Annotated in this window: 17 protein-coding genes and 2 pseudogenes; 7 read left to right on the forward strand and 12 right to left on the reverse strand. The window is 68.0% G+C overall.

The genetic code is table 11. The annotated features are described in order from the left end of the window. Window positions 1-103 precede the first annotated feature (103 nt). The gene (gene grpE / locus WB794_RS01335; RefSeq protein ID WP_337334046.1) at window positions 104-610 is read right to left on the reverse strand and encodes a nucleotide exchange factor GrpE; all 507 of its coding nucleotides are present in this window, start codon (window positions 608-610) and stop codon (window positions 104-106) included. An 84-nt stretch (window positions 611-694) separates the two neighbouring features. Then, on the reverse strand, window positions 695-1,738 hold the full coding sequence (gene hrcA, locus WB794_RS01340) for a heat-inducible transcriptional repressor HrcA (protein WP_337334047.1): 1,044 nt from the start codon (window positions 1,736-1,738) through the stop codon (window positions 695-697). A 128-nt stretch (window positions 1,739-1,866) separates the two neighbouring features. Here hrcA and recN point away from each other — a divergent pair, with 128 nt between their 5' ends. Next, window positions 1,867-3,531 (forward strand): DNA repair protein RecN, encoded by a 1,665-nt coding sequence (recN, locus tag WB794_RS01345; RefSeq protein ID WP_337334048.1) that lies wholly within the window; start codon window positions 1,867-1,869, stop codon window positions 3,529-3,531. 93 nt (window positions 3,532-3,624) lie between these two features. Here the strand turns inward: recN and pnp are convergent, their stop codons facing one another. From pnp to WB794_RS01375, 5 genes are all read right to left on the reverse strand, one after another. Further along, a complete protein-coding gene (gene pnp / locus WB794_RS01350; RefSeq protein ID WP_337334049.1) occupies window positions 3,625-5,724 on the reverse strand; it encodes a polyribonucleotide nucleotidyltransferase in 2,100 nt (699 codons plus the stop codon). A 126-nt stretch (window positions 5,725-5,850) separates the two neighbouring features. Further along, a complete protein-coding gene (rpsO, locus tag WB794_RS01355; protein WP_337334050.1) occupies window positions 5,851-6,111 on the reverse strand; it encodes a 30S ribosomal protein S15 in 261 nt (86 codons plus the stop codon). A 431-nt stretch (window positions 6,112-6,542) separates the two neighbouring features. Further along, window positions 6,543-6,920 carry a hypothetical protein gene (locus WB794_RS01365; protein ID WP_337334051.1) on the reverse strand — a complete coding sequence of 126 codons (378 nt, stop codon included), beginning with the start codon at window positions 6,918-6,920 and terminating at the stop codon, window positions 6,543-6,545. A 357-nt stretch (window positions 6,921-7,277) separates the two neighbouring features. Next, window positions 7,278-10,052: a serine/threonine-protein kinase gene (locus WB794_RS01370; RefSeq protein WP_337334052.1), complete on the reverse strand. Its 2,775-nt coding sequence runs from the start codon at window positions 10,050-10,052 to the stop codon at window positions 7,278-7,280. Next, window positions 10,049-10,597 carry an ECF-type sigma factor gene (locus WB794_RS01375; protein ID WP_337334053.1) on the reverse strand — a complete coding sequence of 183 codons (549 nt, stop codon included), beginning with the start codon at window positions 10,595-10,597 and terminating at the stop codon, window positions 10,049-10,051. The genes WB794_RS01370 and WB794_RS01375 overlap by 4 nt, the downstream gene beginning before the upstream one ends. Before the next feature lie 174 nt (window positions 10,598-10,771). Here WB794_RS01375 and WB794_RS01380 point away from each other — a divergent pair, with 174 nt between their 5' ends. The 6 genes and pseudogenes from WB794_RS01380 to WB794_RS13560 all read left to right on the forward strand — a co-directional run. Then, window positions 10,772-11,383: a hypothetical protein gene (locus tag WB794_RS01380; protein WP_337334054.1), complete on the forward strand. Its 612-nt coding sequence runs from the start codon at window positions 10,772-10,774 to the stop codon at window positions 11,381-11,383. 71 nt (window positions 11,384-11,454) lie between these two features. Beyond that, window positions 11,455-12,894 carry a hypothetical protein gene (locus tag WB794_RS01385; protein ID WP_337334055.1) on the forward strand — a complete coding sequence of 480 codons (1,440 nt, stop codon included), beginning with the start codon at window positions 11,455-11,457 and terminating at the stop codon, window positions 12,892-12,894. 71 nt (window positions 12,895-12,965) lie between these two features. Next, the gene (locus WB794_RS01390) at window positions 12,966-13,892 is read left to right on the forward strand and encodes an LCCL domain-containing protein (protein WP_337334056.1); all 927 of its coding nucleotides are present in this window, start codon (window positions 12,966-12,968) and stop codon (window positions 13,890-13,892) included. 267 nt (window positions 13,893-14,159) lie between these two features. Further along, entirely contained in the window at window positions 14,160-15,050 is an 891-nt protein-coding gene (locus WB794_RS01395; RefSeq protein WP_337334057.1) for an Lcl C-terminal domain-containing protein, read from the forward strand. Further along, entirely contained in the window at window positions 15,047-16,222 is a 1,176-nt protein-coding gene (locus WB794_RS01400; protein WP_337334058.1) for an Lcl domain-containing protein, read from the forward strand. Before WB794_RS01395 ends, WB794_RS01400 begins: the two co-directional genes overlap by 4 nt. Before the next feature lie 119 nt (window positions 16,223-16,341). Further along, window positions 16,342-16,498, forward strand: a pseudogene (locus WB794_RS13560) (helix-turn-helix domain-containing protein); the annotation flags it as partial. On the opposite strand, the pseudogene WB794_RS13500 reads toward WB794_RS13560, so the two are convergent. From WB794_RS13500 to WB794_RS01430, 5 genes and pseudogenes are all read right to left on the reverse strand, one after another. Beyond that, window positions 16,450-16,871, reverse strand: a pseudogene (locus tag WB794_RS13500) (transposase zinc-binding domain-containing protein); the annotation flags it as partial. The pseudogenes WB794_RS13560 and WB794_RS13500 overlap by 49 nt on opposite strands. Window positions 16,872-17,128: 257 nt before the next feature. Further along, complete coding sequence (gene holB, locus WB794_RS01415; protein WP_337334059.1) at window positions 17,129-18,097, reverse strand: DNA polymerase III subunit delta'; 969 nt, start codon at window positions 18,095-18,097, stop codon at window positions 17,129-17,131. Then, window positions 18,094-18,720, reverse strand: coding sequence for a dTMP kinase (gene tmk / locus WB794_RS01420; protein ID WP_337334060.1), 627 nt, complete (start codon window positions 18,718-18,720; stop codon window positions 18,094-18,096). Before tmk ends, holB begins: the two co-directional genes overlap by 4 nt. Continuing rightward, window positions 18,717-19,790 carry an endolytic transglycosylase MltG gene (mltG, locus tag WB794_RS01425; protein ID WP_337334061.1) on the reverse strand — a complete coding sequence of 358 codons (1,074 nt, stop codon included), beginning with the start codon at window positions 19,788-19,790 and terminating at the stop codon, window positions 18,717-18,719. The genes tmk and mltG overlap by 4 nt, the downstream gene beginning before the upstream one ends. A 90-nt stretch (window positions 19,791-19,880) precedes the next feature. After that, window positions 19,881-21,254, reverse strand: coding sequence for an aminodeoxychorismate synthase component I (locus WB794_RS01430; RefSeq protein WP_337334062.1), 1,374 nt, complete (start codon window positions 21,252-21,254; stop codon window positions 19,881-19,883). Window positions 21,255-21,267 lie beyond the last annotated feature (13 nt).

A 21,267-nucleotide genomic window follows, 5' to 3' on the forward strand; every position in this document is an offset into this window, starting at 1 on the left:
TTGTCTTCGGTCATGCGACCGGGATTGAGCCGTATGTAGGGGTTTTGTCCGCCGCTTCAAGGGCCGGTGCGCGGAAATCGCTTCCGGCCGGTGCGCCGATGCCCTATTCGGCGGCGACCACCACCAGCGCCGGGCGAAGCAGGCGGTCGTTGAGCACATAGCCCTTCTGGTAGACCTGCACCACGCTGCCCGGCGCGTGTGCTTCCGAGGCCGCCACGCTCATCGCCTGGTGCCGCTCGGGATCGAAGGCCTGCCCGGCCGGGTCGACCACCTGCAGGCCGTTGGCCTCGGCCACGCGGGTGAGCTGGCGCAGGGTCAGTTCCACGCCCTCGCGCAGGCTTCCGGCCTCGCCGTTGGCGGCAAGCCCCGCCTCCAGGCTGTCGAACACGGGCAGCAGTTCGGCCAGGAGCTTTTCATTGGCGAACCTGCGCGCCTGCTCGGCTTCCCGCAGCAGGCGCCGACGCTGGTTCTCCAGCTCGGCGCGGTCGCGCAGCTGCTCGTCGCGCGCCTGACCCAACTCCTGCTCCAGCGCCTCGATCCGCAGCGCCAGGTCGTCGGGATTGTCCGGAAGATCCTGCGCGGTCGCGTCCGGGTGGTGGTGTGTCGTCATCGGAATCTCTCCGTGGGTAACGGCAATCGGAAGGAAAAGAAGGCAGCCGGCGCGCGCAAGCACGCCGGCGGCACACTCAGGGGCTTATTGGGCCTGCCCGGCGCGATTCAAGGCCGCGCCCAGCACGTTGGCGGTCGCCTGCACCATCGGAATGACCCGGTCGTAGGCCATGCGGGTGGGGCCGATCACGCCCAGCACGCCCAGCACGCGGCCGTCCACGCCGTAGGGCGCGGTCACCACCGAGCACTGTCCGAGCGGCGCCACGCCGCTTTCCTCACCGATGAACAGCCGCACGCCCTGGGCGTGGGCGCAGCCTTCCAGCAGCTGCAGGAGTTCCTTCTTGCGCGAAAACGCCTCGAACAGGTCACGCAACCGGTCCAGATCGGAAAGATCCTGCACGCCCATGAGCTGGGTCTGGCCGGCCACCAGCATGTCGTCCTCGCCCACTTCGGCAAAGGCTCCTTCGGCGACATCGGCGACCACGGTCAGCAGGCGATCGACCTCGCTGCGCGCCTCGGCCAGCTCGGCACGAAGGCGCTGCCGGATCGCGGGCAGCGGCAGCCCGGCGAAATGCTGATTCAGATAATTCGCGGTGCGCTCCAGCTCGGCCGGCGAATACGGGCGGCGGGTGTGGACGATGCGGTTCTGCACCTCGTTGTCGGTGAACACCAGGATCACCAGCACCCGCTCGGGATCGAGCGTCACGAAATCGATGTGGCGCAGCGCGAACTGGTCGCGCCGCGGCACCGTCACCATGCCGACGAAGTGGGTCATGGCCGAAAGCAGCTCGGAGACCTTGCTGATCAGGCCGTGGGTGCCCAGCTGCGGCGTCAGGCGCTGGCCGATCTGCGCCATCTGGGCCTCATCCAGCGGCTCGACCTGCAGCAGGCTGTCGACGAACAGGCGATAGCCCTGCGCGGTCGGCACGCGCCCGGCCGAAGTGTGCGGGGTGGCGACCAGACCCACGTCCTCCAGATCGGCCATGACGTTGCGGATCGTGGCCGGGGAAATGTCGAGTCCCGCGGATTTGGACAGGGTGCGCGAGCCGACCGGCACCCCGTCGCGGATGTACTGCGCGATCAGGGTCTGCAGGAGATGGCGGGAGCGGGCGTCGAGCGACAGGTTCACGGCGGCGATCGTAGAAGATTTCCCGCTAGATGTGGGGACGCGGACGCGGTTCGACAAGCGTTGGCGGACGCCGCCGCCCGTGCTAGCGTGCGCCCGCCGCGCGGTTGCGGTGGATTGCCACTCATTTCATGCTGGTTTCCCTCTTCGTCAAGGATTTTGCGATCGTCCGCGAGATCGAGATCGCGCCCGTCGGCGGCCTGACCGTGGTCTCGGGCGAAACCGGCGCGGGCAAGTCCTTGCTGGTGGATGCCCTGATGCTGCTCACCGGCGCGCGCGCGGATGCAGGCGCGGTGCGCCACGGCGCGGAGCGCGCCGAACTGGTGGCGCGATTCGCGCCCGCTGCGGACTCCCCGGCGCTGGCCTGGCTGCACGAAAACGATCTTGACGAAGACGCCGAGTGCCAGCTGCGCCGGGTGATCCGCGCCGACGGCGGTTCGCGCGCCTGGATCAACGGCCGGCCGGCCACCGTGGCCCAACTGGCCGCGCTCGGTGCGCTCCTGGTGGAAATCCACGGCCAGCACGAGCATCAGGCGCTGCTGGATCGCCGCCATCAGCTTGCCCTGCTTGATGCCTTCGCGCGTCATCCCGAGGCCCTCGCGCAGCTGCGCGACAGCGCGCGCGACTGGCAGCGCGCGACCCAGGCCATCACCGCTCTGCAGGCGCGCGGCGACAGCGCCGACCGTCGCCTGTACCTGGAGCACCAGATCGCGGAGCTGGCGAACGAAAATCTCGCCCCCGAGGCCATCGAAAACCTGCTGAACGAACACCGCCGCCAGAGCCATGCCACCGCCCTGATCGAAGGCTGCGGCCGCGCCGCCGCGGTGCTGGAGGGCGATCTTCCCGACCTGCTGCGCCGCCTGCGTCACGACCTCATGCGCCTGGTCGAACACGAACCCGGACTGGCCGAGATCGACGCCCTGCTGGACGGCGCGCAGATCCAGGTCGACGAGGCCGCCGCGGCGCTCGAACGCCTGCGCGACGGCTTCGACCTCGATCCCGAGCGCCTGGCCGCGCTCGACGCCCGGCTCGCGCGCCTGCACGACCTGGCGCGCAAGCACCGCACCACCCTGCCCGCGCTGGCGGCGCGGCAGCAGGCGCTGCAGCAGGAGCTGGACGAATTGGGCAACAGCGAGGCGCAGCTGGCCGATCTGGCGCGCGCGCGCGACGACGCGCTGGCGCGCTGGCGCAGCGCCGCGGCGCAGGTCAGCGCCGGGCGAAAGGACGCGGCCACGACGCTTTCGACCCGCGTCAGCGCGATCATGGACGGTCTCGGAATGGCCGGCGGGACCTTCGCCGCATCGCTGGAGCCGATTGACGGCGACGCGCCGCAGGGCGACGGTGCCGAACGGGTCGAGTTCCTGGTCAGCGCCAACCCCGGTCAGCCGGCGCGCGCGCTGCGCAAGGTCGCCTCGGGCGGCGAACTGTCGCGCATCAGCCTCGCCATCGAAGTTGCCGCGATGGGCCTGGACGCGGTGCCGACGATGGTGTTCGACGAGGTCGATACCGGCATCGGCGGTGCCGTGGCCGAAGTCGTCGGCCAGGCGCTGCGCGCCCTGGGCAACGAGCGCCAGGTGCTGTGCGTCACCCACCTGCCGCAGGTCGCGGCGCAGGGGCACCAGCACCTGCGGGTAAGCAAGGCCGACGACGGCGACGGCACCCAGAGCCGGATCGAGGCGCTCGACGCGCAGGCGCGCGTGGACGAGCTGGCGCGGATGCTGGGCGGCGTGGACATCACCAAAGCCACCCTCGCCCACGCCCGCCAGATGCTCGATCACGCCCAGCGGCGCGGCTGAGCGTTGCGCCGGGCGCGCGGAATCAGGCTCGAATCAACATGAAAAAAAGCGGGCCAAAGCCCGCTTTTTTCTGGTGTTTCTGTTGACGGGGAATTACTCGCCGCCGTTCTCGTCCAGCGCCTTCATCGACAGGCGGATGCGGCCCTGCTTGTCCACTTCCAGCACCTTGACCTTGACCAGGTCGCCTTCCTTGAGCTTGTCGGAGACCTTCTCGACGCGCTCGTTGGAAATCTGCGAGACGTGCACCAGGCCGTCCTTGCCGGGAGCGATGGTGACGAAGGCACCGAAGTCCATGATCTTGGCGACCTTGCCCTCGTAGACTCGACCCGGCTCGACGTCGCTGGTGATCTGCTCGATGCGGGCCTTGGCGGCCTGCGCCGCGGCGTTGTTGACCGAGGCGATGACGATGGTGCCGTCGTCCTGGATGTCGATCTGGGTGCCGGTTTCCTTGGTGATGGACTGGATCGTCGCGCCGCCCTTGCCGATCACCTCGCGGATCTTGTCCGGATGGATCTTGATGGTCAAAAGGCGCGGGGCGTACTCGGAGAGCTCGGCGCGCGGCGTGGTCAGCGCCTTGGCCATCTCGCCGAGGATGTGCAGGCGGCCCTGCCGGGCCTGGGCCAGCGCCACCTTCATGATCTCCTCGGTGATGCCGTCGATCTTGATGTCCATCTGCAGCGCGGAAATGCCTTCGGCGGAGCCGGCCACCTTGAAATCCATGTCGCCGAGGTGGTCCTCGTCGCCGAGGATGTCGGACAGCACGACGTAGCGATCCCCTTCCTTCACCAGGCCCATCGCGATGCCCGCGACCGGTGCCTTGACCGGCACGCCGGCATCCATCAGCGCCAGCGAGCTGCCGCAGACCGAGGCCATCGAGGAGGAGCCGTTGGATTCGGTGATTTCCGACACCACGCGCACGGTGTAGGGGAACTCTTCCAGCGAGGGCATCACCGCCATCACGCCGCGCTTGGCAAGGCGGCCGTGGCCGATTTCGCGACGCTTGGGCGCGCCGAAGCGGCCGCACTCGCCCACCGAGAACGGCGGGAAGTTGTAATGGAACAGGAAGTTGTCTTTGTATTCACCGGCGATGGCATCGATGATCTGGCCATCGCGCGCCGTGCCCAGCGTGGTGACCACGATGGCCTGGGTCTCGCCGCGGGTGAACAGCGCCGAGCCGTGGGTGCGCGGCAGCACGCCGGCCTTCACGGTGATCGGGCGCACGGTGTCGAGCGCGCGGCCGTCGATGCGGACCTTCGTGTCGAGCACCGCGTCGCGCAGGGTGCGGTATTCCAGCTCGCCGAACTCCTTGGACAGCTCGGCCTTGTCCCAGCCGTCGGCTTCGGCGCGACCGGCGAGCTGCTCCAGAACGTCCTTCTTGATCGCGGCGATGGCGTCGCGGCGCTGGAGCTTGTCGGTGATCTTGAAGGCACCGGCCAGCTGCGTGCCGACGGCTTCCTTCAGGGCGGCGATCAGCGCCGCGTTCTTGGCCGGGGCAACCCAGTCGCTGGGCTTGGCGCCGGCTTCGACGACGAGCTCGTTGATCGCGCTGATGACCTTCTGCATCTCGCGATGGCCGAAGGTGACGGCGCCGAGCATCACTTCTTCGCTCAGCAGCGCGGCTTCGGATTCGACCATCAGCACGGCGTTGGAGGTACCGGCGACGACCAACTCGAGCTGGGAGTCCTTCAGCTCGGAGACGCTCGGGTTGAGGAGGTACTGCCCGTCCCTGTAGCCGACCTTGGCGGCACCGATCGGGCCCTGGAACGGCGTGCCGGCCAGCGCCAGCGCGGCCGAGGCGCCGATCAGGGCAGGAATGTCGCCGTCCACTTCCGGATTCAGCGAGATCACCTGGGCGATGATCTGCACTTCGTTCTTGTAGTCCTCGGGGAACAGCGGGCGGATCGGGCGATCGATCAGGCGGCTGATCAGGGTTTCCTTTTCGGTCGGGCGGCCTTCGCGCTTGAAGAAGCCGCCGGGGATGCGGCCGCCGGCGTAGAACTTCTCGACGTAATCGACCGTCAGCGGGAAGAAGTCCTGGCCTTCGCGTGCGCTCTTGGCGGCGACGGCGGTAACGAGCACGACGGTGCCGTCCACGTTCACCATCACCGCACCGCTGGCCTGGCGCGCGATCTCACCCGTTTCCAGGGTGACCTGGTGATTGCCGTACTGGAATGACTTGCTAACTTTCGCCACGATCTGGATTCCTTGGACTTGCGTGTGATCCCGCGATCGCACGTGCTGCCGCGGGAGACTGGATGCAATCGCATCCGGAAAAACGCGCGCGGCGCATTTCTGCGCCGCGCGGTTGAAACGGTTGGATCAGCGGCGCAGGCCGAGACGCTCGATCAGCGTCTTGTAGCGCTCGTTGTCCTTGCTCTTGAGATAACCCAGCATGCTGCGGCGCTGGTTGACCAGCATCAGCAGGCCGCGGCGGCTGTGGTGGTCCTGCTTGTGGACCTTGAAGTGCTCGGTGAGCATTTCGATGCGGGCCGACAGCAGGGCAACCTGCACTTCGGGCGAGCCGGTATCGTTGGCGCTGCGCTTGTAGTCGTTGATGATTTTTGCGGTGTCGATGGACATGGTGACCTCGTTGACGCGGGACCTGCAGGAACGCCGGCATCCACCGTACGCACCGCCTGATCCGCCAGGAAAGATCCGCCGCGCGGCGGGAAATGAAGGGCCTTGCGCAAACAAAGCCGCGGAATTATAGCGACGAACCGGGGCCGGCCTCAAGCGGCGATCGCCTTGGCGGTCGCGTCGAGGCCCAAACCGCGGGCCGCTCCCCTTCCCCGAGCGGCCCGCTGGGGCCTCGTGCCGCCCTCCCGACCCCGGCCCGCCGGCTGACGCGCGGGCTCGGACGCGCAGGCTCTTGCCTTCCGTACGCGCTGCCGGCCGCAGCAGGGCCAGCAGGGGCCATGCCGCATCGAAGAGCAGGAGGGGCGCGACATAGCGCAGGAGCTCGTCGACCCGCCCGGCATCGAACAACCTCCCACCGAGCGTCGGCCCCGCCTCTACCTGGAACTCGTTGACGCCACGACGCGCAAGCTCCGCGAGCACCGCTCCGAGGTCCAGTCCACCCGCGCCCGGCTAGTCCCCACGCGCGCGAAGCGCTGCACGAATTCCGCGTCCGCATCAAGCATCGCCCGCAGCAATGCCAGGCGGTCGGGCACCGTGTCCGCATCGCCGATGTAGGTCAGGTTCGCCATGCGTCCGAACTTCGGATCGCGCCAGATGTGCTTGCGTCCCTCAGGCCGCAGGTCCACTACTTCCACCTTGCCGCTTGCTGCCGGTATGGTGCCGAGGCGGATGCCGAGCGAGGGCACGGCGCAACCGCCAAGGAGCAGCGTTGCAACTGCCACGAAGCTTGCGTAGGTCACGGGTTTCGACATCGGTCCATCCTCCTTGCAGGAGCCCGACCGGCCGACGCCGCCCAAGCCGGAGTATAGGAAATTCAACCGCCCATTCTGCATCACCTGCGAAGCAGTCGGCGACGATGCGAGGCCGGTTTCCGGCGCTCGGGAGGGGGGGCGTAGTGTAGCGGGCGCGGGGGCGGCGAACATCCGTTTGCGCAGGCGGGGCGACGGCAGCTTTTGCGTCGTTTCCGGCGTGCGGGCGTACGCCTTCCTGCGGAGCCGTTGCCGCATGGGTGGGATTGCGCGGCGGACGCGAACATAGACCAGACCCGCGCTGGCCGCTGCTCGCGGCGCGATGACAGCATGGAACCGCGACCACGGTGGCGCTGCCTGCTACGGCGTCGCCGGCGGCACAGCAGCGGACGGGCGATCGGCCTCCAGGCTTGAGATCCGTGCCTGCATGTCGGCCTGGCCCCGGGCACCGCCACTGCGCTCATGCATCAGCAGCATGGCGCGGGCATGCCCGATGCGGTTGACCAGCGGCAACGGCGAGTCCTCCCCGCCAATGACCTGATCGGCGGTCAGCAGGTGTTCGCGCCCCGCCTCATGCTGCCCGGCCAGCAATAGCACATGACCCAGTTCCGAACGCACCAGCGCACGCTCCGCGTCGTCCTCGGGCAGCAGCGCCTGCGCCAGCTCCCACGCGGCCTCGGCCTCCGGCAGCGCGGCAGCCACGTCGTCCATGCTGCGCAATACGCTGGCCAGCGAATGGCGGATATACATCGCATTGGTGCGATCGCTGGCATCCAGCGCCTCGTGCATCGCCAAGGCTTCATGCAGCAGATCATGGGCGCTGGAGAAATCCTCCAGCAGCGCATCGACCGTCGCCAACGCCTGGACGAAGAATGCGGTAACCAGGTGCGGTCCGTCGCCATAGGCCTTGCGTGCGACTTGCAGGCCGCGCGCGAAGCGGACCCGGGCCTCGTCCAGCCGCCCCGCATCGCGCAGCAGGTTGCCGGCGGCGCCCAGTGTCATCACGTGGCGCGGGCTGTCGGGCACCAGCGTGGCCGCATAGATTTCGTCGGCGCGCAATGCATTGGCCAGTGCCGGTTCGGCCTTGCCGAGCACGCTTTGCGCGCCCGACAACACCGTCATCACCTCGCCGACCAGGTGGTGCTCCTCGCCATAGAGCGTGCGCCGGATGGCCAGCGCCTCCTCCAGCAACTGCTCGGCTTCGGCCGCGCGACCCTGGTTCAACAATCCCGCCGCCAACCGCCACGCGGCCTCGGTGGTATCCAGATGCGGTTCCGAATAGGCCTGGCGGTAAAGCTCGTAGGCCTGCCGTGCGCCGCGCTCAGCGGCCTCGAAATCCAGCTCGGCCAGGCCGATCGCGGCCAGGTCGTTGTACAGGCCGGCGCGTCCTGTGAGGTTGTCCGGCTCCAGCAGCGGCAGGCTGAGCTGGACCAGTTCCCGCGCCTCGTCGTAGCGCCCCATGTATTCCAACACCTGCGCCATGCGGCGGTTGGCGAAGATGCGTGCGCTGCCGCGCTCGCCGGCCAGCGCCACGGCGTGCGTGGCGGCCTCCAGCGCCTCATCGAGCCGCCCCATCGCACGCAGCGAACCGGCCCGCTCGGACTGGATCGCCGCCTGCTGCACCGCCTCGATCCCGCTGTCTTCGCCCTGCGCCAGTTCCAGCGCACGATCGAACAGCGCCAGCGCGGCGGCATCCTCGCCCAGCGATACGCGAATCCGGCCAACCTGCAGATACAAGTCCACCTGCAACCGTGGGTCGCCGGTGCCCTGCAGGCGCAACCTCTCCTCGGTGGCATCCAGCAGCGCGGTCAGGCCGATGCCGGTTTCCGAGCGGGTCTTGGGATTGATCGCCTCCAGCGAATCGATCAGATAGCGGCTCGCCAGGCTGGCGCGCGCCGCTTCGCGTTCGGCCCGGTCGCGCTGTTGGCGCAGATCGGCCGCCTGCCAGGCCAGCACCGCCGCCATCGCAAGGATGGCCACACCCGCCAGGACGCCGGCCGGCAACACCACCGGATGGCGTCGCAATGCGGTACGCAGCCGATAACCCAGACTGTCCGGCCGCGCCTTCACCGGGCGGCGCTCGATGATGGCGCGAAGATCAGCCGCGAAATCGCCGGCACTGGCGTACCGCCGGGCCGGGTCCGGATGCATCGCGCGCGCAATCACCGCATCCAGGTCGCGCGGCAAGGTACCCAGCACCCGGCTCGGCGGCTCCGGGCCTTTCTCGATACGCGCCACCGCATCGGTGACCGAAAGCCCGGCCAGATCGAACGGCGTGCGGCCCGTAACGATGCGATACAGCGAGGCACCCAGTGAGTGGATGTCGGCCGCGACCGTCGATGCTTCACCGCGCAGGCGTTCAGGCGCGGCGTAATCAGGCGTGAGCCAGCGTGCCACCGTCGCGGTGGCGCTGGCTTCGCCGTCCTCGCCCAGCACCCGTGCGATGCCGAAATCCAGCAGCACCGGATCGCCGGCCGGCGTCACCAGCACGTTCTCCGGCTTGATGTCCAGATGCACCACCAGTTGCCGGTGCGCAGCCGCGACCGCATCGGCCACGCGCGCCACCAGCGACAGTTTCTGCACCAGCGGCTTGGCTTCCGCGTAGCGATGCAAGGCCGCACCATCGACCCGATCCAGCACCAGGAACGGCCAACCTTCCGGCGAGCGGCCAAAATCGCGCAGGCGGCAAATGCCCGGGTGGTCCAGCCGCGCCAGCGCCAAGGCTTCATGCCGGAAGCGTTCGGCGGCACCGGCATCGAACAACGGGATGGACAGCAGCTTGATCGCGGCGTCCTGGCGCACTCCCTCACGCACCCGCTGCGCTCCGAACACCACGCCCATGCCGCCGCGCCCGAGCACCTCGGTCAGATGCCAGCCATCCAGTTCGCGCCCGACCAGCGCTTCGGTATCGAACAGCCCCAGCGCCGAACGGGCGGATGCGCCGAGCTGCTCCACTTCGTCGGCATGGCGCAGATGCGCATCCAGCAGCGCCGCCAGGCGTCGCGCCATCACCGGTGTGGTTCTTGCCATGGCACGCAGCGCGATCTCGCGCGTTGCCGCATCGCTGCCGGCCAGTTCGTCGAACCGTCGCTCCAGTTCGGCCGGATCGATGTTTCCGGATTGCGTACCGCTCATGCTTCCTCCCGCATCGCATCCGCCAGCCAGGCGGTGGCGAACGTCCAGTCGCGCTTCACCGTGGCCAGGCTGATATCCAGCACTTCGCCGATCTCATCCAGCGCCAGCCCGGCAAAACAGCGCAACTGCACCACGTCTGCGTGCCGCGCGTGTTGCTGGCGAAGGCGATCCAGCGCCGCATCCAGATCCAGCAGGCGCGGATCGGTGAAGCTGGCATCGTTGGACGCCCAGCGCAGGCTGACACACTCCACACCACCGCCACGCTTGGCCGCCAGACGCTCGCGCGCCCGATCCACCAACAGGTGTCGCAGCGAAAGCGAAGCCAGCTTGAAGAAATGCGCGCGGCTGTCGGTACGCAGCGCCGACGGCTTCAGCCGCAGCCACAGCTCGTGCACCAGATCGGTGGGCGTGGACACCGTATGCGGCTCATGCCGCAGGCGGGAGGCCGCCAACTGACGCAACTGCGCGTACACCGCCGCCGCCAGATGCGAGGCCGCCTGGCGGTCGTCCGGATCGGACTGCCAGCGCTGCAACAACAAGGTCAATGATGAATCCGGCACAGCACCCCACCCCTGAGAAACGCATACCGCACGACGCGGAAACTAACAGGCCGGGACCACGGGGTCACGCCTGGCGATCACATTTTTGCGCCGGGATGAGCCGTTTGCGCACGGGATTCCGCTAGGGGTCATCGTTCCGGTCCATCAAAGGGAATCCACATGAAGCGTTTTCTCGTCCTAGTCCTCGTCAGCTCACTGGCGTGTCTTTCCGCCGGCTGCGGCAGTCCATCCGAGTCACCCGTTGAAGCCGCCGCCCCTGTCGGCATTGCTGCCTTTCCCTCGCCCGGCATGGCACCTCCGGGTATCGACGATCTACGGATCGGCATGCCCTGCGATGCAGCGCTCAACGTGGTGCGCGCCAACACCCATGGTCAGCAGGGCGGTTTCGACCGGCTTGCCGGACGCCTGCACCACCCTGTCGCCAACCTGCTCAACATCATCCATGCACTGTGCAGCGAAGGCGAACTCGTCGAACTGCGTTTGGCCGGCCCGCCCAGCAATCACATGAACACCGGCGGCATGGCGATGGGCCAGCTTGAGGACCTGAACCGCTTTCTGGTGCAGCACCTGGGGCGGCCCACCGGCAGCGAAGCGGTATCGGTACCCACCTCGCCCCTGCCTGGCCTGCCTGCCCTTCCACTGGATAGTCGGCTGACCCACTGGGCAACGACACAGGGCTTGAACGTGAGCAGCGAACTTCGGGTGCTGCAAGGCATGGATGTCTACGCGGCGATGACGATCCAGCGCGACAAGGCTCCGGATCAATTCTGAAGCGGTGCCCTGAGCCGATCCAGCAACCTTTTCCGCCAACAGCACCATCGATCCAACCAAGGGGAATCCGCATGAAACGCCAAGCCCGACCTGCCCGCACCCGCCTGCGGTATGCCCTGACGGCATATCTGATCTCGGCCCTTGTGCCTGCCTCTGCACAGGCCGCCGATTTGGACGCAGCAGAAGCAGCGCTTCGCGCCAACAACCATGCCGAAGTCGTGAAGCTGCTGCTGCCGGCCTACCGCAACGGCACGCTCACCGATGCACGTGCGTTGTACGTCCTCAGCCGTGGCTGCTTCTTCCAGCGACCCACCCCGTTGCAGGCCTTGAAAAAACAGGCGTGCAACAACCAGTCCGGGCGCATCACTTTCGCAGCGGCCGAAGCGGGCAGCGTGGATGCCATGCTCGACTTGGCCTATACGCTCGAATCCGACCTGCCGGCGATGCGCCATCCAGACTTCCCACGCCAACCGGACAGAGCGTATTTTTTCGCACTGGCCGCAGGCGAGTTCGCGAGCACCGACGAACAACGCGAGCGCGCCAGCAAAGCCATCGCCGAGATCGGAGCCAAGCTGCCCGCCGCCACACGCGAAGCAGTGCGTGCGCAGATCGCGGCTGCCAACGCAATGCACCCGCCACCTGGAAAAGCCCAAGGCGATGCCGCCGGCGGTGTTGCTTCTGCCGGCCACGGCCCGGCCGGCGCCGCAGGTCCGTTCGGACTCACGTTCGGCATGTCCGCGGCGGCCGTTCCACTCAAGCCGGTCGCTACGGACAAGTACGGCCGCGACAGCATTGGTTCGGGCAAAAGCCACTACTCCTGCAACGACACCCTCACCTTTCCGTTCAACGGCAGCTACAACACGAGCGACCTGTCCGGCGATCAGCGCGACAACCACCTGGCGATGCGCGAACTGTGGCTGGACGCATTGCGCCAGACCGATCCTGAGGCCGTCACGATGGCCACCGGGATGAAAGGGGCGACCGTGCGATTCGGCGTCACCTTCGAGAGCCCTGATTCGGCACTCACGGATGTAACGATCAAGAACTACGCCACCGACTCAGGAACAACGCTGTGTCTTGGCTTCTTCAAGGATCAACTTTTCCGGGTAAAGGTGAACCTGTCGGGCAAGCGCGACCTGATCGACCCATTGGTGGAAAAGGTCAAAAAGGACTATGCCGGGGCGCGCTACGAATACTGGCCCAAACGCCCGGTCGACTCCACCCGCACCTACCTGCACCGCTGGGCCGGCCATCCGCAAGGAGTCTGGATCACGATCGAGCACGACGTGTACGAAAGGCCGCGGAACGTGGACTGGTCCAAGGCCTATGCCTTCGGCGGCACACCGCCGTCGCCTCCCAGCCCCGCCGAACTTTCCGCAGAAGCCGATTACGTCTACGCACCACTGTTTGCCCGGGCATTGGCCCATCACCGGGCGCAGAAACAGCGGACAGCCGAACAGCAGCAGACTCGGCGCACGGAACAGCGCGACAAGGCTCTGGACGAATTCTGAAGCGGTGCCCTGAGCCGACTCACCAACCTTTTCCGCTAACAGCACCATCGATCCAACCAAGGGGAATCCAGATGAAACACCTGATGCTTGCGTTGTTCACCATCGGCCTGCTGGCCGCCTGCGGCAGCAGCGGCCCGACCCAAAGCGAAATCCGTGCCGCGTTCGAACAAGAGATTCCGGGCCTACTGGAACTCAAGGAGTTCAAACTCGAACAGGCCCGCAATACCGGTAGCGACGAAAATCCCGTCTGGGTGGCACGCGTCATCGCCACGCTGGCGCCGCGTGAAGCCACCTACGAGATCGATACCGTGGAAGACGGCGTGCGCATCCTGAAACAGGTGCGTGCCGCCGGGGAACGCATCAACACCTATGGCACCGCACGCTCGGTGCGCAACGACAAGGGCTGGCGCCACAGCTTCCAGTACGACGGCAGCACCGACCCGGCTCTGGGCCGCCCGCTCAGCGAGTACGGCGCCGGCGCGCTGGTCGCCGGCACGCCGGAGGCCGATGCATTGCTGGCCGAAATCAAGCGCAAGCGCGAGGAAGCCCGGATTGCCGAGGAGACGCGGCTGGCCGAGGAGGCAGCGGAGCGGAAGCGCAACGAGGAAGCGGAGGCAGCCAAGCGCAAGCGGATCGAGGAGGCGGTTGCGAAGTATCGCGCTGAATTCGCTCCGGAATCGTTGAGTCGCTTCCAGTACGGCTGTGACCGCGGACACATCGGCAAAAGTTACCACTATCTAGTGCAGGACGCTTCCCCCGAAGGGGGCGGGGAATGCAGGGGAACCGACGCATACATGCCAAACAGCAATTTTGTGAGATGCATCGTGCACGCGGGAGTACTGGCGCGAGGGGAGTCGGGCGTGGTGAAAGTGACAATCGGAGGATCACAACGTCACTTCGTCGGTTCACCACGGAACGGAATCAACTCCGTATCTGCCGGAGATGCCTATTGCTCCTATCAGGTCGAATTGGCAGAAAAGTTGCGAGTAACGGACTGAACCGCACATCATTCGCAGCCCGGTCACCATCACCCACTGTTCGACCTGATTAGCCCCACCTCTCAGCCGGCGCCATGGCGGAAAATGGCTCTAGCTCATCATTCCCGCGTGTTCTTGGCGGGAATCCAGTGACTTGGCTTGTGCTGTTTGCCTGGCCATGGCGCAAAAGGGGCTGGATTCCCGCCTCCGCGGGAATGACTGGCTGAGGGATAGGGCTAATCAGGCTGCTCGAACATATCTCCAATGAACAAAGCAGCAGTTATTCCCATGATCCATATTTCCCGCACCACCCCTCCCCACGCGGCGCATATCCGCCGCGCAGGCCCGATGCTGGCATTGCCGCTGGCGCTGGCACTCGCCGCACCTCCGACAGCCTTCGCGCAGGCCACCCCGCTGTTCACCGATGGTTTCGAATCCGAGCAACTCGGCGGCGGCGCCAGCGGCAACGACTTCATCAACGACAGCGGCGTGGGCTGGTGTGCCACCGCATCGGCCATCAACCTGCCCTGCCCGCAACCGGGCTGGCCTCAGCAGGATGGCGAACGCGGGCGCGATGCGCTGGCTGCCGCCGGCAGCCTGCCGAAAATCGGCGGCGGGCGCGCTGGTTTTGATTTCACCAAAGTTTCGTCCCAGGGCGTGATGCTGCCGGCCAGCGCCACACAGTGGGCCTGCGTCCATGATGAAGTCACCGGGCTGACATGGGAGCTCAAGCACGACGGCGGTGGCGGCGCACGGGATTACCGCAACCGGTTTTCCTGGTACGACCCCAACCCCGCTACCAACGGCGGTAGCACGGGTAGTCCAGGAGGCACCTCCACCTGCAACAACAGCCTCAATGGCGCCGCCTGCAATACCTACGAATACGTGAAGTACATCAATGCCGTGGGCCTGTGTGGTGAGAATGACTGGCGTATTCCCACCCGGCGCGAACTGCTGTCCATCGTGGATCGCGGCGCGTATTCCCCACGTGTGGATACGGACTACTTCAAGCCATTCTTCGTCAACTCCCTTCAAGGCCCTTACAGCTACTGGACCGCGACGCCGGCCGCCAATGGCCAAGGTGCCTGGTGGGTCAACTTCTCCAACACTGGCGTATCCAACGCCACCAACGCCTCGCTGAACTGGATCATGCTCGTACGTGGAGGGGCCAACCAATGAAACGTTCCCTGTTCCTGCCCTGCGTGATTGCCCTGGCGTTGTCACTTCCCGGCCCGACCCAGGCGGCCTGCAACCCCAACCTCACGCGCGAAACCCCGGATTCGGATTTCGTCGTCAATGCAGGCGGCCATACCGTCACCCACACCCGCACTGGCCTGACCTGGCGGCGCTGCCAGCTCGGCATGGCGTGGAATGGCAGCACCTGTTCGGGCACTGCGCAGAGCATGATCTGGCAAAGCGCCTTGTTGGCGGTGCAGGCGATCAACGACGGCACCGGCCTGGACGGACACCGCGACTGGCGGATGCCGGACCTGAACGAGCTGATGACCCTGGTCGATCACGCCTGCTACGACCCTGCGATCAACACCAATCGCTTTCCCAACACCGCCTACCCTTCGGCGCATATCGCCAAGTACTGGTCCTCCACCCCGGACGGCAGCGTCGGCCGGGCGTGGAGCGTGGATTTCCAGTTCGGCATGATCGTGGCCGAAACCATGGCCGGCACCTCGCTGCGCGCAAGACCGGTGCGCGGCACGCTGCGGGATACGCCCGGCACGCCCCCACCCGCGTTGCCTTCCTTCGTGGATAACTTCGACACGCTGGAAGGTACCCACGCCAACCAGTGGATCACCGGCAATTTCAGCGAGCCGGAGGGCGCGCGCACCTGGTGGCTGTTCGACAATTCCTATTTCGACGCCCAGGCCGGCGCACCGGAAAGCTTTGTCAGTACCACGTTCGAGGCCACCGGTGACAACGGCACCATCAGCGACTGGCTGGCCACGCCTTTGCTGGAATTCCGCAGCGGCTCCTCGCTGAGCTTCTACACCCGCACCGTAACCGGCGCCTATTACGCCGACCGGCTCCAGGTACGGCTGTGCACCGGCGAACCCTGCAACAGCGCCGGGCCTGGAGCGCTGGGTGTCGGAGGATTCACCACGCTGCTGCTGGACATCAATCCGAACCTGCTCTCTGGTCCGGATGGCAGCGGCGTCAACGGCTATCCCGATACCTGGACCCGCTTCCAACTCGGCGCAGCACAAGGCATTCCGAGCAGCGGTCGCGGGCGCATCGCGTTCCGCTATTTCGTACCGGATGCCGGCGCCTATGGCCTCCACTCGCATGCCATCGGACTGGACACCGTACGGATCGAAGCCACGCCGATCCTGGACTGACGACACTCCGCATCGAGTAACGGTGCGGAGGGCGGATTCAACCCTGAAGTGCAATTTCCTTGAACCGAGGCGGGCCAGGTGCCGTAGGCTGGGCCGCTCCACGACCAAGCGAAGCTGCCATGTCCTATCGACACCTGACCCAGGAAGAACGCTACCAGATCGCCGCCCTGCTGCGTGCAGGATTCTCCAATGTCGCCATCGCCCGACAGCTTGGCCGCCACCCCAGCACCATCGGCCGGGCCGATGGCTTCCGGCTTGCTGGCGAACAGGGAGCGCAGCGGGTACGGAAAGCTCAGCACCCATTGCCGCACCGGGCACGGGCCGAACACTTCTTCCACCAGATGCCGCGCGGATTCGGCCATGCGCCGCGCGCCGCAACTGGGGCAGAAGCCGCGTCGCTTGCAACTGAACGCGACGAGGCGCTCGGCGTGGCAGTGTTCGCACACCACACGTACGAAGCCGCGTTCGAGCACGCTCGCAACGCAAATACGCATCGAACTCCTCTCGCACATGCATCGGCGGTATGCGGCCTTCGCAAGGCGGGCGCGTGGTCGCGCACCAGCCCGTAAAGGCGCGTGTGTTCGGGAACGTGGCGTGCGTGGCGCGGCGATGCGGACGCCGCGCGCAATGGCGGGGCAGTGCGCGACATGGCAACGCGCAGTGTTTGCGGCCGTCAGCGCGCACGGCATCGGCGTTCGCCGCAACGTGGGCTGGGAAATTTCCCGCTGATCGAACCAGGTACCCCTGCCCGCTATGCGGCAAGCGCGGCGCCCCCCATCGCCTTGAGCAGGTCACGTCGATCCACGGCATACCTCCGGCGGGAAAACGGGAGCGCGGATTCCAGGCCGCACCCGCAGGCCGCAATAGGCCCAACGGGCGCGATGCCCGATCAGCGGCGCGCTGGCTTCAGACGAAGAGTTCGCGCCAGCGCACCAGGCGCTCGGCAATCTGCAGCTCGTCGCGCAGCGGGCCATCGAGCGCGTTGAGCGCGCGGGTCGCGCCGTCGAACCAGGCTCCCAGCTCCGCAATGCCCACGGTTCGCGGCAGATCGGCCAGCGGATCGGAAAGCGGGCCGCCGGCGCGCTGCGCCAGGTGGTCGCGCACCAGCTCGCCGGCAAAGCGCAGCCGCAGCGCCGGACGATCGCTCGCCCAGGCCGATGAAAGCTCTGCCGCGCCGGCGCGTCCCGCGGCCAGCTCCACCAGCTCCCGGGCCACCGCGCGCCGCAGCGCCAGGGCATCGCCGGCGAGATACTCCTGCGCCAGGCCGGGATTGCCCTGCGCGGCATCCAGCGCCTCGCGCGCGGGGCGCGCGTCGTGGCCATGCGCCGCCAGCCAGCCCAGCGCCTCCTCGCGCGCGGGCAGATCCAGGCGCAGCAGCTGGCAGCGGCTGCGGATCGTGGCGGGAAGACGCTGTGGCTGATCGGCAACGAGGATCAGGTAACGCCCGGCCGCCGGCTCTTCCAGGGTCTTGAGCAAGGCGTTGAAGGCGCTGCGGTTCATGGCCTCGGCCGGATGGATCAAGGCCACCTGCGCGGCCGCGATCTGCGGCGTGAGCGCCAGCTTCTCGCCCAGCCGCCGGACCTGTCCGATCAGGATTTCCTTGCGCAGCTCGCCCTTGTCGTTGGGCTCGAAGGTTTCCTCGATGAGATCGGGGTGGGTGCCCGCAGCGACCAGCGCGCAGCCGCGGCACTGGCCGCAGGCGTGACCGTCATGGGGCGAGGCGCACAGCAGGCGGCGCGCCAGCGCGCGAACCAGGGCACGCTTGCCCAGCCCTGCGGGACCACCAACCAGGAGCGCGTGCGGCAGCCGACCGGCGTCCAGCGCCGCCATCGCCTGCGCCCAGGCACGCGCCTGCCAGGGCGAAAAGCCGGTCATGGGCGCGCCTCGAAGTGCGCGTCCAGCGCGGTACCGAGCGCGACGAGCACCTCGTCCAGCGGCCGCGAGGCGTCGATCACGCGCCAGCGCGCCGGCTCCTGCGCCGCGCGCTGCCGGTAGGCCGCGCGCACGCGCTCGAAGAACTCGGTGCGCTCGGCTTCGATGCGATCTGTGGGGCCACGCCCGCGCGCGCGCGCCAGGCCCTGGTCGACCGGAAGATCGAGCAGCAGGGTGAGGTCGGGCCTGATGCCGCAGGCCCAGCGCTCCAGTTCGGCGATGCGGCCGGCGTCGATGCCGCGCCCGCCGCCCTGATAGGCGAAGCTGGCGTCTGTGAAGCGGTCGCTCAGCACCACCGCGCCGCGCGCCAGCGCAGGTCCGATCACCTCGCGCACGAGTTGGGCGCGCGCGGCGAACATCAGCAGCAGTTCGGTTTCCGCGCACAGGCCGGCGTGACCCGGATTCAGCACGACGCGGCGGATCGCTTCGCCGGCTTCGGTACCGCCCGGCTCGCGTACCTGCAGCAGTTCCACCCCGCGCGCGGCGATGCGCCCGGCCAGGAAGGCCATGGCGGTCGACTTGCCCGCGCCCTCGCCGCCTTCCAGCGTGATCAGCCGCCCGGTCACTGCGCGCGCATCCTGCGCCGGTACTCGGCCACGGCGCGATTGTGTTCGTCCAGGGTGCGCGAAAAGACGTGGCCGCCGCTGCCGTGCGCCACGAAATACAGCGCCTGCCCCGCATCCGGGTGCAGGGTCGCGTGGATCGCGGCGCGCCCGGGAAGCGCGATGGGCGTCGGCGGCAGGCCGTCCCGGGTGTAGGTATTCCAGGGCGTGTCGGTATCCAGGTGGCGGCGGGTGAGCGGGCCGGCAACGTCCGCGCCGCGCCCGTAGATCACGGTCGGATCGGTCTGCAGCCGCATCCCGCGCTTGAGCCGCCGCACGAAGACGCCGGCGACCTGGTCGCGCTCTTCCGGTATGCCGGTTTCCTTTTCCACGATCGAGGCCAGCACCAGCGCCTCGAACGGCGTGGCCAGCGGCAGGTCCGGCGCGCGCGTGGCCCAGGCCGCCGCCAGCGCCTCGCGCAGCGCCTGATGGGCGCGGCGCAGGATCTGGGCGTCGGTGCTGCCGCGGGTGAACTGGTAGGTCTCGGGCAGGAACTGGCCTTCGGGCACGCGCGCCGCTTCGCCGCCTTCGATCGCGTCCCCTGCACCAATGGCCGCCAGCAACTCGTCATCCGGGATGCCGGCCAGCGTCTGCACCAGCACCGGATCGGCCGCCAGCGCCAGGCGCAGCTCGCGCAGGGTCCAGCCTTCGACCAGGGTGATCCGGTACTGGACCACCTGCCCGCGCGCCAGCTTGTCGAGCAGGGCCGGCGGCGTCAGGCCCGGTTCGATGGCGTATTCGCCGGCCTGGATGTGCGCCTTGCGCTGCCAGCCCAGCGCGCGCCAGTAGGCTTCGTGCACGCTGCCGTCGAGGCCCGCCTGCCGCAACTGCGCCACCGCGCCGCGAAAGCTCTGCCCGCGTGCGATGTCGATCACGTGCGGCGCGCCGCCGCGGGCGAGCGGGGTTTCAAGGAAGCGCTGGTAATCGCGCCATACCCACAGGCCGGCCGCCGCCGCGGCCACGAGGCACAGCAGCGCGAACAGGAACAGGCCGCGCCAGAAGCCGCGCTGGCGCGCTGGGCCGGGGCGATTCACGCGCGGCCTCCGCCGCGCGCGGGCGGCGAAAGCGCGGGAAAATGCGTGTGGCAGTGATTCATTGCGCAAGGATACCGGAGCCGGGTGCCCTCACCCGGCCACGCCGAACGCGCGCAGCAGCCCGCGCGCCTTGGCGCGGGTTTCCGCCAACTCCCGATCCGGATCCGAATCGGCCACGATGCCGGCCCCGGCACGAAAGCTGGCGCGATTCTCGTGCAGGGTCAGGGTGCGGATGAGGATGTTGAGATCCATGCGCCCGTCGTGGCCCAGATAGCCCAGCGCCCCGGTGTAGGCGCCGCGCCCTTCGCCTTCCAGCGCCGCGATGATCTGCATGCAGCGCACCTTGGGGCAGCCGGTGATGGTGCCGCCGGGGAACAGCGCGTGCAGGACATCGCCGGGCGACGCATCCGGCCGCAGCCGCCCGCGCACGTTGGAAACGATGTGGTGAACGTGGGCGTAGCGTTCCACCGCCATCAGCTCGTCGACCTCGACGCTGCCCGGCGTGCAGACGCGCCCCAGGTCGCTGCGCTCCAGGTCGATCAACATGATGTGCTCGGCCCGCTCCTTGGGGTCGCCCACCAGTTCCACCGCGCGCGCCGCGTCGTCGTCATCCGGCAGCCGCGGCCGGGTGCCGGCGATCGGCCGGGTCTGGATGCGGTCCCCGCGCACTTCCACCAGGCGCTCTGGCGAGGAGCTGGCGATGGCCCAGTCCTCGAACGCCAGCAGCGCCGCGAACGGTGCCGGATTGGCGTCTCGCAGCGCGGCATAAACCGCGGCCGGCGAGGTTCCCGCAGCCAGGTCCATCTCCCAGCGGCGCGAGAGGTTCACCTGGAAGGCATCGCCCGCCGCGATCCAGGCCTTGGCGCGACGCACCGCCCGCAGGAAATCCTCGTCAGGGGCTTCGCGCACCGCGCCGGCAACCAGCGCCGGGGCAGACACAGGCGCGCCGCCGCAGGCGGCCACGTCCTGCGCCAGAGATTCGAGCAGCGCCATCTGGCCCGGCTCGACCACCACCCAGGTCACCGCCTCGGCGCGGTCCACGATCACCGCACCGGGGCAACGCAGCGCCAGCGCCACCGGCAGCGGCCCGGGAGCCGCAGGCAGACTCAGGACGGGCTCGATGACGCCGGCATATTCATAGGAAAGGAAAAGCGCCCAGCCGCCGGAAAACGGCAGCCGCGCGGCCTGCGCGGCATCCGGATCGGGGCCCATCGCCCCGGCAAGCGCGCGCTGCGCCGCATCCAGCGCGTGGGCGAATTCCTGCGGGCAGATGCGTCCGTCGAGGTGGCGCGTGCCGCCGTCGCGATCCCGCCGCAGGCCCTCGCCCGAGCAGGCCAAGGCGATGTCGTGGCGCGCGCGCCCGGGTTCGAACGCGGCGCTTTCGAGGATCAGCGGATAGCGCGCCGGATCGCGCCGGTGCAGCGCCAGAGGATCGATCCGGCCGGGAAGCCTGAGGACGGGCAAGACCGCGGCGCGC

The organism is Denitratimonas tolerans, assembly GCF_037203605.1.
In the GTDB taxonomy this organism is placed as follows: domain Bacteria; phylum Pseudomonadota; class Gammaproteobacteria; order Xanthomonadales; family Xanthomonadaceae; genus Denitratimonas; species Denitratimonas tolerans.